This is a genomic window from Photobacterium minamisatsumaniensis (genome assembly GCF_050336695.1).
Taxonomy (GTDB): domain Bacteria; phylum Pseudomonadota; class Gammaproteobacteria; order Enterobacterales; family Vibrionaceae; genus Photobacterium; species Photobacterium minamisatsumaniensis.
The window spans coordinates 110,326-127,419 of sequence record NZ_JAKJSI010000017.1; the positions used below are offsets into that span (position 1 = coordinate 110,326).

14 protein-coding genes are annotated in these 17,094 nt (G+C 41.5%); 8 read left to right on the forward strand and 6 right to left on the reverse strand.

Annotation, left to right across the window (positions count from 1 at the left end; translation table 11 throughout):
- Position 1: 1 nt before the first annotated feature.
- Positions 2-526 (reverse strand): hypothetical protein, encoded by a 525-nt coding sequence (locus tag L4D78_RS09185; protein ID WP_428466632.1) that lies wholly within the window; start codon positions 524-526, stop codon positions 2-4.
- A gap of 269 nt (positions 527-795) precedes the next feature.
- On the opposite strand from L4D78_RS09185, the gene L4D78_RS09190 reads away from it, so the two are divergent.
- The gene (locus tag L4D78_RS09190) at positions 796-2,346 is read left to right on the forward strand and encodes a cytochrome-c peroxidase (RefSeq protein WP_428466633.1); all 1,551 of its coding nucleotides are present in this window, start codon (positions 796-798) and stop codon (positions 2,344-2,346) included.
- Between the two features lie 294 nt (positions 2,347-2,640).
- The gene (locus L4D78_RS09195; protein ID WP_428466634.1) at positions 2,641-5,166 is read left to right on the forward strand and encodes a LamG-like jellyroll fold domain-containing protein; all 2,526 of its coding nucleotides are present in this window, start codon (positions 2,641-2,643) and stop codon (positions 5,164-5,166) included.
- A 220-nt stretch (positions 5,167-5,386) separates the two neighbouring features.
- On the opposite strand, the gene L4D78_RS09200 is transcribed toward L4D78_RS09195, so the two are convergent.
- The 4 genes from L4D78_RS09200 to L4D78_RS09215 all read right to left on the reverse strand — a co-directional run bounded on the left by L4D78_RS09200 (position 5,387) and on the right by L4D78_RS09215 (position 7,745).
- Positions 5,387-5,827, reverse strand: coding sequence for a VOC family protein (locus L4D78_RS09200; RefSeq protein WP_428466635.1), 441 nt, complete (start codon positions 5,825-5,827; stop codon positions 5,387-5,389).
- A 44-nt stretch (positions 5,828-5,871) separates the two neighbouring features.
- Positions 5,872-6,549 (reverse strand): type 1 glutamine amidotransferase domain-containing protein, encoded by a 678-nt coding sequence (locus L4D78_RS09205; protein WP_428466636.1) that lies wholly within the window; start codon positions 6,547-6,549, stop codon positions 5,872-5,874.
- Positions 6,550-6,670: 121 nt separating this feature from the next.
- Entirely contained in the window at positions 6,671-7,099 is a 429-nt protein-coding gene (locus L4D78_RS09210) for a MarR family winged helix-turn-helix transcriptional regulator (RefSeq protein WP_428466637.1), read from the reverse strand.
- A gap of 25 nt (positions 7,100-7,124) precedes the next feature.
- On the reverse strand, positions 7,125-7,745 hold the full coding sequence (locus L4D78_RS09215; protein ID WP_428466638.1) for a cytochrome b/b6 domain-containing protein: 621 nt from the start codon (positions 7,743-7,745) through the stop codon (positions 7,125-7,127).
- 138 nt (positions 7,746-7,883) lie between these two features.
- Here L4D78_RS09215 and L4D78_RS09220 point away from each other — a divergent pair, with 138 nt between their 5' ends.
- The 3 genes from L4D78_RS09220 (at position 7,884) to L4D78_RS09230 (ending at position 10,172) form a co-directional block, all read left to right on the forward strand.
- Positions 7,884-8,342: a cytochrome c gene (locus L4D78_RS09220; protein WP_428466639.1), complete on the forward strand. Its 459-nt coding sequence runs from the start codon at positions 7,884-7,886 to the stop codon at positions 8,340-8,342.
- A gap of 92 nt (positions 8,343-8,434) precedes the next feature.
- Positions 8,435-9,622 carry an MFS transporter gene (locus tag L4D78_RS09225; protein ID WP_428466640.1) on the forward strand — a complete coding sequence of 396 codons (1,188 nt, stop codon included), beginning with the start codon at positions 8,435-8,437 and terminating at the stop codon, positions 9,620-9,622.
- Positions 9,623-9,722: 100 nt separating this feature from the next.
- On the forward strand, positions 9,723-10,172 hold the full coding sequence (locus L4D78_RS09230) for a dCMP deaminase family protein (RefSeq protein WP_428466641.1): 450 nt from the start codon (positions 9,723-9,725) through the stop codon (positions 10,170-10,172).
- 66 nt (positions 10,173-10,238) lie between these two features.
- Here the strand turns inward: L4D78_RS09230 and L4D78_RS09235 are convergent, their stop codons facing one another.
- Positions 10,239-12,353 carry a methyl-accepting chemotaxis protein gene (locus tag L4D78_RS09235; protein WP_428466642.1) on the reverse strand — a complete coding sequence of 705 codons (2,115 nt, stop codon included), beginning with the start codon at positions 12,351-12,353 and terminating at the stop codon, positions 10,239-10,241.
- Positions 12,354-12,779: 426 nt separating this feature from the next.
- Between L4D78_RS09235 and L4D78_RS09240 the strand changes: the two genes are divergently transcribed.
- The 3 genes from L4D78_RS09240 to L4D78_RS09250 all read left to right on the forward strand — a co-directional run bounded on the left by L4D78_RS09240 (position 12,780) and on the right by L4D78_RS09250 (position 16,726).
- Entirely contained in the window at positions 12,780-13,055 is a 276-nt protein-coding gene (locus L4D78_RS09240; protein WP_428466643.1) for a hypothetical protein, read from the forward strand.
- Positions 13,056-13,448: 393 nt separating this feature from the next.
- Complete coding sequence (locus L4D78_RS09245; RefSeq protein ID WP_428466644.1) at positions 13,449-15,527, forward strand: DUF4962 domain-containing protein; 2,079 nt, start codon at positions 13,449-13,451, stop codon at positions 15,525-15,527.
- Positions 15,528-15,844: 317 nt separating this feature from the next.
- Positions 15,845-16,726, forward strand: coding sequence for an NAD(P)-dependent oxidoreductase (locus L4D78_RS09250; protein ID WP_428466645.1), 882 nt, complete (start codon positions 15,845-15,847; stop codon positions 16,724-16,726).
- Positions 16,727-17,094 lie beyond the last annotated feature (368 nt).

Consider the following 17,094-nt stretch of genomic DNA (forward strand, 5'->3'; position numbering starts at 1 on the left):
TTTAAATATCCTCTAAATAAAAGCTGGGTTTGAATTCATTTAGCCAAGCCATTGTGCTGGGCTTGTTGTCGGGCGTGCAATAATGAACAAACACGGATAGCCAGTGTTTATCCTTGCGAGTATGTTGCTGTGCGTATAGGCAGGCATCACCGTTAGGCATTACTTTTATCCAGCGTTGGTAAGGGCCTACGGCATTATATTGGTGCTCACCGTTATCTGCGGGCACAGAAAATGCGAACATGGTTGGTGGTTGCTTAAGTGGCGTAGCGCCAATGACCTGTACGATCATATTCTCGCCTTTTTGTAAGGTCTTGTTTTCTAATTCAGTCCAGTACCACGTTTCCTGGTTACGGTTTTGTCGATAGCTGGCGATCACTTTCACCCCGTCTGGGTAGATGGGGAGCTGGTAATCGTGAACATTGATTGGATCGTTAAAGCTATGGTTTGTATATTGCGATTGGTTGAGCTGACAGCCAAACAGCCCCAATGTACCAATGGCAATACCGACATAATGTAATGTATTCATTTTGCCTCCTTGATGTCTGAGATCTTATATGCAAGGAAGTTACCACTTGTGAGAGTGTTTTTAAGTGGTTGATAAATATATAAAAGATGCAATTGTTACAATGGCTTTTTTGTAATTTCGTTTGTATTTTGAAAATGGCATAAGTAAAAAATTGCAATTTAGGAGTCGGGTATGGCTCTACGCAATTGCACACTTATTCCCAATTTCGTGCACAGAATTTGCATGATTCAGTTATAGCTTTCTTATTGAGTCAGTCGCGGAGAGAATTAATGCTGTTGTGTAATGATGCATTCAAAGAAGCCAAACGATGTGCCTTCATTCTGTTTACTACCACCGTACTCTATGGTTGTGGCAGTGATTCTGATACAGAAGGAGAAGGTACAGATATCACCCAGAACGATATAGATGGCCAGCTAAGAACTCTAATTACCGATAACCAACTTGATATAAGCCTGTTAGAAAGCCGAAGCCTACCTGTGATTAGTGACCCATTGCCTCAATTGGGCAAAAAATTATTTTTCAGCAAAAGTTTAGGGGGGCAGTTTGATTCTGCCTGTGCAAGTTGCCATCACCCCATGTTGGGTGGGGCTGATAATCTAAGTCTACCAATTGGAATTGAAGCCGATGATCCAACCCTTTTGGGGCTAGGGCGTGAAAACGCCACTGGCGTGCCAGTTATTGGTCGTCATAGCCCAACTGTATTTAATACTGGCCTATGGGATAAAGGGATGTTTTGGGATTCTCGGGTTGAAATTATTGGTGAAACCCTTGGTAATAATGGTGAAGGAAACCAAATAAGCACACCGGACAGTGGTTTTGGCGTGGTAGACAGTAGTGCTGGGGCAAATCTTGCAGAAGCACAAAGCCGATTCCCTGTGACATCAGTTGAAGAAATGAAAGGGGAGGTGTTTGAAGATGGTAGTGAGCATAACGCAATACGCGATCACTTAGCGGCACGGCTAGATGATTATGGTGTCGGCACTGGGGAGTTGAGTTTAAATCAGTGGCTAGCTGACTTTCAGACTGCATTTGATTCTAGTGATGATGCCAGCACACTCATTACTTATGGCAACATTGCTCGCGCACTAGCAGAATATGAGCGCTCAATGTTGTTTATTGATTCCCCATGGCAGAACTATATTGATGGAGATGAAACTGCATTAACCGAGCAACAGAAACGAGGGGCGCTTCTATTTTTCACCACCGCCCAAGATGATGGTGCGGGTTGTTCAGGGTGTCATAGTGGCAGCAAGTTTTCTGATGAGCTGCACCATACTGTAGGTTTTCCACAAATAGGCCCAGGGAAAGGCGATGGCGATTACAGCGATGATGATTTTGGGCGTGAACATGTAAGCGGTGATAGCGATGACCGTTATCGCTTTAGAACGCCGAGCTTATTAAATATAGCGGCGACAGCTCCATACGGGCATACCGGTGCGTACTTATCTTTGGCCGATGTGGTAAGGCATTATATTAATCCGAGAAGAAGTATTGATGACTACTTTACTGAGCAAGCATGGTGTGATTTACCGCAATTCGAAAATGTGAGTAGTTGTACAAGTCTTTATCCTAATGCCCATAATAACACGATACTTGCACTGAATAAGCTTGGCCAAGAGCAGCGTAATGATACGTCGGAGTTACCAAACATCCAGTTGAACGACAACGAAGTGCTCGCAATCGTGGCTTTTCTTGAGTCTTTAACTGATCCATGTGTTGAAGACCGAGTATGTATGGCCGACTGGATTGCTGATGAAGCGACAGATAATCCAGATGGCGAAGTCTTGATTGCTATTGATGCGAACGGTACCGCGCTATAGCATTGTCTGGAAATGATATAAGCTGCCATCGTTGTAGGGTGGAATTTTTTTTTGGACTGACTAGAAATTAAAACAGTCAGTTCCCCTTATATATTTTTAATTCTATCAATATTCAGAATACGCACCCTAACTTGGTTAATTCATATAAAAATGTACTTTGAAATCTTAGATGCTTGGCACATATCCTTACCTGTCATTAATACTAAATGTTTTTTTAACCTAAATTGATGAAAAAATTAACCTTTCTATTTTACTCTTTTCTGGACTATACCAACTAAGAAGTAGTAATTAGAGATGATAAAAAAAACCATTGTTTGCACTGCAATCGCATTAAGCCTTTCTGCATGTAATACCGAGTATCACTATATAAAGGATTCTGATCGCCCCATCTATGATAGCGAGTACGCTTTAGAAGATGTCAGCGATGCGACTTTGTTAGTTGCTGTAGATTTTCAAAATAAAGAGTTTGGTGAAAAAATAAACCCGACTAATACGGGAAGTAAATACCCTGCAAAAATAAGTTACAGTCAAAGTAACTTATTGTCCACAGACCAAGGCGAAGTTATTGAGCTTTCTGAGATGGAGCAAGTACGTATTGATAACCTTAACTTAGTTGAGCAACGAACTGTTTCGTTTTGGATTAAGTTAGATAAGTCTCAAACCGGAGAGTATGCGAATATTTTGGATGGTGGTCACTTTAACGGTCGTTCTAGGGAGCCTTTTTTAACTTTAAACCCTAATGGTGAATTTGAGTTATGGCGAAAATGGCATGGCTCCTCTACTGAAGGTGATGATGAGCCACAAAAGATTCTAACAACTGATGTTATTAGGGAGGATAAGTGGGTTCACGTAGTCTTAACTGGCGACAGAGAGTTTACTAAGATTTATTTAGACGGTGTACTTGCAGCAAGTGGCGACGCGATCAACTCAGCTTCGAATCAATTATCTTTTGGGGCATCACTAACTGGTAACCACGAACAAGTAGCATCTGCAAATATGCAACTGGATAATATCAAAGTATACAGAGGCGTGCTTAAACAGGGGTACATTAATACTCTCTACGGAGAATTTTCTGGTGCTCGTAAAGTAACGTTAGCCCCTGGCTCTCCGACGCCTTCACATACGATTGAAAATGTTGAGTTTGATAATACAACGCTGTCTTGGAAGCTTGGGAGTGAATTTCGCAATAATGAAGTTGAATATACAGTATCAGTTTCTGAAAGTAGAGATATGGATAACGCATTCATTGAGTGGAAAACGCTAGAAAAAAATTACAACATAGGACTTTTACAGCCTAGTACACAGTATTTCTGGCGCGTCGATACTTTTGACGGTAGTACAAGTACTAAGGGACCTGTTTGGAACTTCACTACTACCGAAAAGCGTGACTTAGGCCTACCTGATAAATTAAATGTTATGACTTATAATATTTGGCACGCAGCAGCTGACGCTGACCCTTTAATGGGGCCTGAATATCTATATGAACAAATAATAGAATCTAATACAGATTTATTACTAATGGTCGAATCATACGGATACCAAAAAGAGCTAGCGGATAAGTTAGGTTTCCATATGTTAACCGACTCAGAAAACGGAAACCTTTCAATTCTTAGCCGTTATCCAATAATAAGGTCATTGGGAGATTGTAACTTCAATATCTGTGGTGCTAGGCTTTCTCTTCCTGATAATAAGCAGTTGGATACTTATGCTGTTTGGCTTACATCAAGTAATGATGGTGCAAACATTTCTGCGAATCCGGCATATTCTAACGATGATTTAATTGAAATGGATATGCCCAGAGCAAATACGATGACTGGCTTTTTGGACACCATCTCAACGTTAAGTGATGATAATTTACGTCCTGTAATTATTGCTGGAGACCTTAATACTGCCTCGCACTTAGACTTCACTGAAGAGACAAATTATTACAATCGAGGGCAAGTAAACTGGCCTACAACGCTAGCTTTCGAAAACTATCAATATGTTGATACATTGAGATATGTTCACCCTTCAGCTAAAGAGGTTCCTTGTAAAACTTGGACTCCTGTTTTTAAAGCAAACCCGGGACAAGCTAGAATCGATATGATCTTTGCGAAGGGCGACCAATTAACAGCTGTCGATGCTGGTTGTCTTCTTGATGACTCGCATCCTGTTTTTCATCCAGCCGATCATGGTGCCGCTATCACAACATTTAAAATCAATGAATCGCTTTGGGAGTCAATGCCTTCGTTAGAAGATGATTTTGATAGGGATAACTTAGCCTCTGAAAATTTTAGTTTCTTGGAAATCGAAGGAGATAAGTTATTAACAGACCTTGGGTTCGAAAATGACGGAGCCAACGAAATTTCTAAGTTACTAAGTGGTGGCCTCCTAGAAATGACGAATACGTCAAGCGCGTCACAAAGGTGGCTTCAACATAATGCAATGCCATCAGAAACGAATGGGTGGACTATCGAATTTAGGGTACAAGTTACTGATGAAGGTACTCGCCCGTCGGTTTGGCAATTAATCCCTAGAAGCGAAACTTTTGATGAGCGCTTTTTCATTGGAGCTAACGGAATTGGGTTGGATAGCAATAACGGTGCTTCTATCGAATATCCAGCAGATTTGTCATCGGAGTTCAATGTTGTCAGAATTGCTTTTGATCCATACCTCAAAGCTGCCAGAATGTGGCTAAATGGTGAGATCATAGACAAGAATATAGCTTCAAAAGAAGGATACTTTGATGCTCTTATTATCGGTAATTCAACATCGAATATAGTTGATGGTCAAATCGTTATTGACTACATCAGGGTAGAAGATAAGTATCATGCGCCTTAAATTTTAAAGCTTAGTGCCAGAGTTTCTGGCACTTCTTTTTTTGATGTTAGTCTAGTGGCACCTAGGGGGACAGAGGAATCTACTGAGCTAGAAAACCCTTCTTAGGTTAAATAGGTCATGGTTAACATTACAATAAAGTTTGTAATTAATTGAATAACCAGCACCCATAATTTATCAGCCTACCATCGTTGACGTTTTTGTTATTAACTAAAGCTAGTGACTACCACTTGCCTGTGTTTTCCATTGAAACCCAAGGTTCAGCGGGTGCAAGAGCTTCACCTCTTTGTAATAGTTCAATAGAAATACCATCAGGAGAGCGAACAAAGGCCATATGTCCGTCGCGTGGTGGACGGTTGATAGTGACACCGCTTGCTTGCAGATGGGCACATAGGTCGTAAATGTTATCAACGCGGAAGGCGAGGTGACCAAAGTTACGTCCACCAGTATATTCTTCAGTATCCCAGTTATAGGTTAATTCAATTAATGGTGCACTGTTCGTGCGTGCGTGCGCCTCATCACCAGAAGCGGCAAGGAACACTAAGGTAAAACGTCCTTTTTCGCTCTCTTTACGGCTCGTTTCAACTAATCCTAGCTTGTTGCAGTAAAAGTCGAGTGATGCATCCAGATCGTGCACACGTACCATTGTGTGTAAAAATTCCATTGTTCTTCCTATGTGTTAGTCACTTGGGTTTATTGTTGTGGCGACTATTCTAACAGTAATTCAGCAACGGCATCACCTACGCCTGAAGCGGATTGTGGGTTTTGTCCGGTTACTAAGTTACCGTCAACCACCACATTTTTAGACCATGCTTCGGCCGCAATAAATTGCGCATTTGCCGCTTTTAGTTGGTCTTCCAATAAAAACGGGACAACGCCCGTTAAGCCTATGGCTTCTTCTTCTTGATTGGTAAACCCAGTGACTTTTTTATTGGCTATAAGGTGATCGCCATTGGAATGGCGCATGTTTACTAAAGCGGCAGGACCATGACAAATAGCGGCAACGATACCATTTTTCTGATAAATACTGATCGCTGCACGTTGAACATGTTCATTGTCAGGGAAGTCCCACATGGTGCCGTGGCCACCTGCGAATATAATGGCTTGGTAATCCAAAGGGGTCGTATCTGAAAGCAAAGCGCTGTTTTTTAACTGCTCGACAAGTTCTGGTGTAGCAAGAAAGCGAGCGTTGCTAACGTCTTCCTCGTCCCAGCTTTTAGGATCAACTGGGGCTTCACCGCCCATGATTGAAACTATATCGACAGAGATCCCGCGATCAACCAGTGCGTAGTAAGGATGCGTGAGCTCTGAAAGCCAAAAACCTGTTTGTGTTCCTGTACTTCCCATTGCGGAGTGGCTAGTAAGAACGATGAGTGCCTTTACCATAATGAAACCTTTAAGGTTAGAATTACAGCGAAAGCATAGTATAAGTTATCAAAAAGAGAGCGGTTAACGGTAGGGAAGCTATGCCGATAAAGAACGTCGTTATCGGCATGGGTATGAACAGTTACATTGCCGCCATCATTTTTTGTAGTAGGCGTATCATTTCTTTTTGTTCATTGGCATCAAGCAAACTAAGCATTTCTTTATTTATCGCTGTAGGTATCGGTAACAGCTCATCTTTAAGTGATCGACCTGCATCGGTTAAGTAAATCCGAAAAGAACGGCGACTGTTAGGGTCGTCCTGACGCTCTACTAGTCCCATCTTTTCAAGTTTATCTAGGGTACGGGTGGTCGTAGAGTTTTCTACTTTAGATTTCTGGGAGATCTCGGTTTGAGTCACACCTTCTTCTTCCCACAAGCACATCATGGTTGGCCACAGGGCGATGGTTAATCCGTGCTTTTTTAATTCGGTATCTAACTGCTTTGCTGTGCGGTTAGCGACAACATTTATCATCCATCCGAAGCTGGACTGACGCTCAAATTTTTCACTCATTGTGGTTTAGCCTGTTTGAAATGATTTAAGAGTAGGCAACTATTGTCATTGTAACTGATAGTGAGGCAACAAACAGCATCAATGCTTTACGGTTTGACGCAAATGAAAGCTGCTGAGCTAGCGTGAGTTTCTGCTTCCCGGAAATCATTGCCCAGACTAAGGGCTTTTTCTTTAGCTTGTATAGGATGATGGCTGCGAGATGAAGCAATATCAGTACAGGCATCAAGCGGGCAAGTAGGCCATGAAAAGTGCCAGCAATCATAAATGCGTTATCAGTTAAAACAGTGCTCAGAATAGGCAAGGAGTCAAAGAAACCAGCGAGCATTAACCCTGTTAGGCACTGTATAAGCAGTCCCGTGAGCATTAAAACTACCATCCAGCCACCTGCTGGGTTATGACCAACTGTTGCCGGGTGGCGACCTTTAAAATACTTAACAACGGCTTGTGGCGAATAAATGAATTGTTTGAATCGACTTGTATCGCTACCGATGAGTCCCCAGCCAATACGCCAGGCAATTAAGCAAAATAAGCCAAGTCCTAAGAGCTCATGCGGCCCATTACCAGTGAACCCAGAAAATGTTAATCCGATAAATAATATAGCTTGTAGCCAGTGATATAGGCGTGTTGGAAGATCCCAGATTTTCATGTTGTTTATGCCTCGTTGCTTGTATTCACTTTTAATGCGGGACTAACTTACATCGCAACTATTGCAATTGCAACAGTTGCGATGTAAATTAGTTTCGTCACCTTGTGAGGGTGACATAACTACATAGAGGACATAGAAATGCGAAATGTAAGATTCTTGACAGTAATGACTTTAGTTATAGCTTGCGGTGCAAAAATTACGGCGGCTTCTGCGGATCCAGTTTCAACGGATACTGCAATTGCAGAGCGACAAGCAGCGTTTCGTGCCATTGAACAAGGATCCAAGCAAATAAGTCGTGAGCTTAAAGCGGGTAATGTTGATTGGTCTCTTACATCAGAGATAGCTGGTAACTTAGAAAAAAATGCAACGAATTTAGTACATTTGTTCCCTGAAGGAAGCAGTAAAGGTAGTAAGTCGAAAGAAAAAGTTTGGCAGGATAAAAGTCAGTTTGACCGCATGCTAGATGATATGGCACAAGGGTTTGTGTTACTGAACGAGGCAACGGAAAATCAAGATCCAGTATTAGCTCAGCGTGGACTAAAGCAAGCAGAGTCAACGTGTCGTGCTTGTCACCGTCAATACCGTTCATTGTGGTAAGAACATGAACTTGATTATTTAATCATTTCAATGTTAAGTATTTTGTAAATATCCGTTAGAGTATGGGTACTTATTCTCTTTAGGGTTTCCCCATGCTCAGCAAGTTAAGGTCTGATGAGTGGCGTACGCCACAAAACTTTCTCATTATTATATCGATAATCGTACCGATAGCTTTTTCGAGTTGGCAGGCATTGTTGAATAACTTTGTAATAGAAGAGGCTGCCTTTACAGGAGCCGATATAGGCTTACTACAAAGTGTGAGAGAAATTCCGGGGTTTCTTGCTTTTACTGCGGTGTTTGTTTTGTTGTTTATACACGAACAACGATTCATGTTGTTGTCGCTGGCAATGTTGACTCTTGGTGTTGCGATAACAGGCTTTTTTCCTTCTGTTTCGGGCCTGTTAATGACGACATTATTGATGTCGACAGGGTTCCATTACTTTGAAACGCTGAAACAATCGCTATCTTTACAGTGGCTAAATAAAGATGAAGCCCCTGAAATACTGGGTAAGCTAATCTCTGTTGGTGCATTAGCGTCACTTTGTACCTATGGGGTTATGTGGGTATTGTTAGAGCAGCTTAATCTCGCGTTTAAATGGGTATATTTGATTACAGGCGCTGCCGCGTTTGTGCTTTTGGTGTTTATTGCCTTGGCTTTTCCGCAGTTTAAAAGTGAAACCGTTCAAACAAAGAAGTTAGTTTTAAGAAAGCGTTATTGGCTATATTACGCGCTTACATTTATGAGCGGTGCCCGCCGACAAATATTTGTTGTCTTCGCGGGTTTTTTAATGGTCGAAAAGTTTGGTTATTCAGCGGCTGATATCACGTTACTGTTTTTAATTAACTATCTATTCAATTGGCTTTTTGCCAAAAAAATTGGCCGCTTTATCGGTCGCGTTGGTGAACGAAAAGCACTAACATTTGAGTACATTGGTTTAGTCGGTGTATTTGTTGGCTATGCTTTTGTTGAGCAAGCTGAATATGCAGCGGCACTGTATGTTATCGATCACCTGTTCTTTGCCTTAGCGTTAGCAATGAAAACATACTTACAAAAAATTGCAGATCCTGCAGACATGGCTTCAACAGCAGGGGTGTCATTTACCATTAACCATATCGCTGCAGTTGTGATTCCAGTGACGTTTGGCTTGCTATGGCTGTCTTCTCCTGCAACTGTATTTTTGGTTGGCGCAGCAATGGCTGGTGTATCGCTATTACTGTCATTAAACATTCCAGAGAAACCAGAAGAAGGTAATGAAGTACGCATATTAGCGTGGCGGTAACTTTTGTTGCTACATCATTACATAATCTTTTGTAATCATGCTTGAGCAATGTAATGAAGTTCTGCAAAATAGTCATTATCAATAAGAAAAGGTAAAGAACATGATTTCAAAATGGGCTGTGCGCTTTTTCCAAATGGCCGAATTGGTCGGTTCTTGGAGTAAAGATCCATCCACGCAGGTTGGTGCGGTAATCACCAAAGGTAACCGTATTGTATCTGTCGGTTTTAATGGTTACCCACATGGTATCTCTGATAGCGCTGATATCGATGATCGCGAAATGAAGTTGCTTAAAACGCTTCATGCTGAAGAAAATGCAATTTTGTTTGCTAAGCGTGATCTGGCTGACTGTGATATTTGGGTTACGCATTTTCCGTGTCCTAATTGCGCGGCAAAAATTATTCAAACCGGTATATCAACGGTACATTGCCCAGAACAAACAGAAGACTTTCTATCTCGTTGGGGTGATAAAATTAAAGTGAGCCAAGACATGTTTACTCAGTCAGGGGTAGCAGTGAATTGGTTACCGCTTGATGCTCTTAAAGACAAATAAAGAGCGATTTGATTTTGAAAAGGCTTACCAAAGGTAAGCCTTTTTTAAACTCAGTGGCATAGTTTCTTATTGCAGCTCAAAGCGGTTTGTTAACTGGTCTAGACGTTGTAAGCTATTTTTAAGTAACGTGTTACGGCGAGATAATTGCTGTGAGGCAACGACCAGTTGTTCTGTCGTATATTTTGCGCCATCAGCCGTTTCTCGGTGTTTTTGGCTATTTTCAGCCAATTGATTGATTGTTGTGAATAGGCCTGAAACCGATTGATGCAAGCCTTCACTGCGTTTCGCATAATCAACCGTAATTGTCGACTGTTCAACATTGATTAGCCCTTGCTCCATATGAGTGACGGCGGTAGCTGAACGTTGATGAAGCTCCTTCATTATATCCCCTATGTGATTAGCGGCTTGCGATGTCCGATCTGCCAGGATTCTTACTTCGTCGGCTACGACTGAAAATCCTCTACCATGTTCACCTGCTCTTGCTGCTTCAATGGCTGCATTTAGTGCTAATAAGTTAGTTTGATCAGTAATCGCCGTAATCATAGAGGCAATATCATTGATTTTCGCCATCTCATGGTTAACATCATTTACACTACTTGCCGATGTTTTAACAATAGACTTAATTGAAGCTGCATTTTCTAACGCTTGATGGTATTCAGATTCTGCGCTCTCAACCGCTTGTTGCATGGAGGTATCAATGTCTTGTGCTGAATCACTTGCACCTTCTATTTGGTCTGTTTGATGTTGCGAGAGCGTGAGCATTGCTTCAATGGCGATAGATGTTTCTTGACTGGTACTGGAAAGGGTTTGGCTTCGTCTAAACATGGATTCAGAGACTTGTTTTACTTCTTCTGTGGCAAAGAGTAATTCGGTAACCGTGCCTTCAAGGTTGTCGATAAAGCTGTTGGTCCAGCGACCTAAATCACCACTTTCATCTGGCTTAAAATCTTTCGCATTTAATCGTTGAGTAAGGTTTCCATTACCCTCTGCGAGAACGTGCATGACTTGAGTCATTTCTTTTAGCCCTTGAGCTATAGGGCTAGCTCCAAATTGATGGAATAGTATGCTGCTAAGTATCGCAGTCACGCCAAATGCGAGCAGTTGTAAGGGGAGAGAGAGGTTAAAACCTAAAGTAAGCGCAAAAGGTAAACCCGTCGATAATAATAAGCAGCTGAGGTATTTTTGGGTTAATGAATAGCGTAATGAACGATGGCGATAAACTTCTTCTAGGTCAGATTCACACATCATGCCCCAGCGGTCAGGTGAGCCTGGAAGCGAAAAGGTAACGCCCTTTCCAATTACCGGAATATGGCGATAATCAGAATAACCCGGATAATCAATAAATAGATTACTGCCATTTCTAATCGTTTCTCTAACGCCAGGGTGCAGTTCATTCGTCGCAGGATCCGTAAACATGATTTCAAACTCAGTATGCGCTTTAATACGAACGGTTCCCCATTGTGTTTCTATACCTTGCTTAAGGTTGTCTCCATGAGAAAACGAATTATCTTCAAAGCGTGAGCGAGATAGGGCGACACCGGGTTTAATTGAAGTGTCATGATAGGCATTGACCATGAATAAATAGTTATCACCAGACTCATTGTATATATGGCCAGCTTCTCTTTGAATGATGTCGCCAATAACATCATTTGGCACACGCCCGCATAAACACCCGGTGATGATACTGTTTTCTGTCAGTGGTAAATAAAACATTAAAGTCACTTCATCATGAAATGTTGAGCTTGAAGGGCCAATCTGTAGCGTGGTTTTATCTAGATAAGGCCCGTGTAAATAAGCCTCTTTGAGGCCGTTCTTATGCGCTTTATGGCAAGAAACAGAGTGACCGATTTGTTTAACGTATGAAGAATGAATAATTTCACCGTTGACATTCGTTATAAAGAGTTCAGAAAAATCAGTCCCACGCTTAAGTAATCGGGCTAGTGTATCCTGCCGTGAGTTCTCTGATTTACTCTCTAAATACAAAGCAGCGTCGTTGATGAAACCCCACTGGTTTTGTGCCCAAGTTTTGAGTAAGTTAACGCGTGTGTTGGCGATGCTATCAAATGCCTGAGCTAAATCATCTCGCCTTGAACGGTTAAGTCGCCATGCACGTTGCATCGCGATCTTTCCGGTTTTACCAAACCATGGCAACCATCGTTTTTCCCTATCGGTTAGGTTCATATCAAGTCCTTTTGATTATGATTTTCAACTCATTTTTAATGAGATAAGCAATTTTTAAGCCAGTAATAATTATACGGATATAGCGATAAACGAAGGCGTTGAATTAATTTACGCACCAAAAAGGGGCGCGTGCAGTTTACTTGCACCAATCTGGGCAACTGAAACTCAGTAAGGAAAATGGACAAAGATGTTGTCCAATAAACGTAAGGATTTACAGAGCTATTTGCTTTGTAATGGAGTACTTTTGCATTGATTTACACCAGTAGACATTAACTTTCATTCAGGTTGTTACTATTTATTCCATAGATTGAAGGGCACTTATAACCGTTCAGCGTATTTATAAAGCGGCTTTTTAATGACAACCAATTGTTTAGTGGGGGCGAAGACAACAGCCCTTACATCAACAGAATTAGAATGAGACTTATAATGAAAAAATCAGCAATCGTACATATTGGTTTACTACTTCTTACGACATCAGCAGTGGCTAATGACGAGATGGATTTTCACCTTTCTACGGCTGGCGATAAGTCAGTAGTATCTTCACATGTTCTCACTCAAACCAATAATACTGAGATGAGTGTGCTTGATATGCAGCTTAAAACATCTGGTGATAAATCGATGGTCGCAGGGCATCAAATTAATAGTAAGACCAATGATAACAGCGAATCTGTTTTTGAATATCACTATAAAACAGCGAATTAAGCATCGAAAAACGAACACTAGGAGGTCGTCCATCATGGGGGACCTTTATTTTTGTTGGCAGCAGGAATAATCAGAGTCACCCACATATCCCTTCTTTTTTATTAAGTTAAGCTCTTCAATTATATTTAATTTTCTTAATTCAATGTGAATATGCTTCATGCGAGTCTGTGAAGTGTAAAAAGTGACTTAATTGAACCGACCCTCAATAACACTATTAAAGTAGTAAGTATTCGAATTCGACGGAGCTACTTGAATGTACTTATGATCATTCGAGAGGCAGATCACAAAAAGATAAAAGTTACCCTCAAAATCGTGAACTTCTAATCTTATTGTATTACAATAGGCTCAATTGGTGAGTTTAATCCGTTTAACCGACTTATATAGAGAGTTCGTATGAGCAACGACAAAGCGCTTGATGCTATCAGAAAGATGAAGCTCGAAAATGATACATCAGCGGGTAACTTAGTTGACCTGCTACCTATTGAAGTTCAAAAAAGAGACTTCGATCTTTCTTTCTTAGACAACCTTTCTGAAGCACGTCCACGTCTTCTTGTTCAAGGTAAAGATCTAGTAGAATTCCGTACAAAAGTTCAGGCAGATGAATCTCATTGCATGTTCGATGACTTCTTCAACAAATCAACGGCTAAGTTCTTAGAAACGGCACCGTTCGATGAGCCACAAGCTTACCCTGAAGAAACCGTTGGTAAAGCGTCACTTTGGCGTCCTTACTGGCGTCAAATGTACGTTGATTGCCAAATGGCACTTAACGCTACACGTAACCTGGCTATCGCGGGTATCGTAAAAGAAGACAAAGAACTTATCGCTAAAGCGAAAGCTTGGACGCTACAACTAGCGACCTACGATCCAGATGGCGTAACGTCTCGTGGTTACAACGATGAAGCAGCATTCCGCGTAATCGCAGCGATGGCTTGGGGTTATGATTGGCTACACGCTGATTTTACTGAAGAAGAGCGCTCGATCGTACGTGAAGCGCTTGTTGTTCGTCTAGACGAAATCATGCACCACCTGAAAGTAACGGTTGATCTATTGAACAACCCACTAAACAGTCATGGTGTACGTTCAATTTCTTCTGCAATTATCCCAACGTGTATCGCGCTTTATCACGATCACCCGAAAGCGGGTGAGTACATTGCGTACGCACTAGAGTATTACGCAGTACATTACCCACCATGGGGCGGTGTAGATGGTGGTTGGGCTGAAGGTCCTGATTACTGGAATACACAAACTGCATTCCTAGGCGAAGCGTTCGATCTGCTTAAAGCTTACACTGGTGTAGACATGTTCAATAAAACATTCTACGAAAACACTGGTGATTTCCCTCTTTACTGTATGCCTGTTCACTCTAAGCGCGCGAGCTTCTGTGACCAATCTTCTATCGGTGATTTCCCGGGTCTAAAACTGGCTTACAATATCAAACACTACGCGGGTGTTAACCAAAAGCCTGAGTATGTTTGGTACTACAACCAACTTAAAGGTCGTGATACTGAAGCGCACACTAAATTCTACAACTTCGGTTGGTGGGATTTTGGTTACGACGATCTTCGCTTTAACATCCTTTGGGATGCACCAGAAGAGAAAGCACCGTCAAACGATCCGCTGCTAAAAGTCTTCCCAATCACTGGTTGGGCAGCGTTCCACAACAAGATGACTGAACGTGATGAGCACATTCATATGGTCTTCAAGTGTAGCCCGTTTGGCTCTATCAGCCATTCGCACGCTGACCAAAATGCGTTCACATTGCACGCATTCGGTGAAACGCTAGCATCAGTCACTGGTTACTACGGTGGTTTCGGTGTAGATATGCACACGAAGTGGCGTCGTCACACGTTCTCTAAAAACCTACCGCTATTCGGTGGTAAAGGTCAGTACGGCGAAAACAAGAACACCAAATTCGAAGGTCACCAAGATAGCTACTGTATCGAAGCTGGCGGTAACATCTCTGACTACGACACAGAATCTGATGTGAAAATGGTTGAAGGTGATGCAACATCTTCATACAAGTTCTTTGTTCCTGAACTAGAAGAGTACAAACGTAAAATCTGGTTCGTGAAAGGTAAAGTGTTCGTGATGCAAGACAAGGCGACTCTTTCTGAAGAGAAAGACATGACTTGGCTAATGCACACGACTTTCGCTAACGAAGTAGCTGAGAAATCATTCGCTATCCGTGGTGATATCGCGCACTTAGACGTGAACTTTATCAACGAAGCTTCAGACAACATTCATTCTGTTAAGAACGTTGAAGGCTTCGGTGACGTTGACGAGTACGAGTTCAAAGACTTAGATATTCACCGTCATGTTGAAGTGGAATTCAAGGCTGCCAAAGAGCACAACATCCTGACGCTTCTTGTTCCTAATAAGAACAGCGGTGAGCAAGTTGACGTGTCGTACAAGGTTGAAGGCAACACGCTTCTTCTTACTGTTGACGGCGAAACGGTAACGATCGCTCTGTAATCACATTGATCGGTTAGTAAACCTTCTATTGGTTAAAAAGATTGCTCTAGGTGATTTGACCTAGAGCCCTTGTATGGCCATTTACTACTCGTAAGAGCAAACACACTTAGCGAAGTGATGAAGTTCCCCATCTATATTTAATAGGTAGTTATACTGTTTTAGTTACTGTTTATGGATGTTCCTTGGGCCTTCTTTCAAATTGCATATTAATTAATTCAGATCTAGTGATATTTTAAGTCATTCTGCAATTGCAAAAATGAGAACAAACATATATCATCAGAACATATAATCATACAATAGTATTTTAGGAGTTAAACATGACAAAGCCTATCATCGGTTTTATTGGCCTTGGTCTTATGGGCGGCAACATGGTTGAGAACCTACAAACACGTGGCTACCAAGTAAACGTTATGGATCTTAACCAAGATGCAGTTGATGCTGTACTTGCTCGTGGTAACGCAACTCAATTCACTTCTGCAAAAGAATTAGCTGCGGCTTCTGATGTTGTTGAGTTTTGCCTTACAACTTCAGCTGTTGTTGAAAAGATTGTTTACGGCGAAGACGGTGTTCTAGCGGGTATTAAAGAAGGTTCTACTTTAATTGACTTCGGTACATCTATCCCTGCTTCTACTATCAAAATCGGTGCTGCTCTAGCTGAGAAAGGCGCTGGTATGATCGATGCTCCTCTAGGTCGTACACCTGCACACGCTAAAGATGGTCTTCTAAACATCATGGCTGCTGGTGACGAAGCTACTTTCGCGAAAGTTAAACCTCTACTAGAAGATCAAGGCGAAAACGTATTCTTCCTAGGTAAACTAGGTTCAGGTCACGTTACTAAGCTTGTTAACAACTTCATGGGTATGACGACTGTTGCTACTATGTCTCAAGCTTTTGCTGTTGCTAAGCTTGCAGGTGTTGACGGTCAACAACTGTTTGACATCATGTCAGCGGGTCCTTCTAACTCTCCGTTCATGCAGTTCTGTAAGTTCTACGCAGTAGACGGCGAAGAGAAATTAGGTTTCTCTGTTGCTAACGCAAACAAAGACCTTGGTTACTTCCTAGAGCTAGTTAAAGACTTAGGTACTGAGTCTCTAATCGCTGAAGGTACTTCTAAGAGCCTACAAGCTGCAGTTGATGCAGGCCTAGGCCAAAACGATGTACCAGTAATCTTCGACTACTTCACTAAACTAGAGAAGTAATTCGATAAAACCTTGCTATGGTGTTTAGCTGGTAATACAGTGACGCTGTAGTGAGGTTTATCCTTGCAATATTAATGCTTTAGTCAATGAATTTTTCTATCATTACTTTCCTAAATTTCCTCCCTTGTATTTACCGTTTCTTTGTTTGAGTATCTAACGGTATTTTCTAATCGAACAAATTTTTAGCCAAAGTTAACATACCGTTATTATTTAATTTAACTAGAGTATCCTCGCGCAACCAATAATAAAAACGTAAGATTATGAAGATCGCTGATGACGACCTTTTTAATGTTGGATGCAGTAGTTAGTGTGTAATTGTATTATTATAGGAATGATAAAGTGTTCTGTTGAGACTGCTTTCATAACTA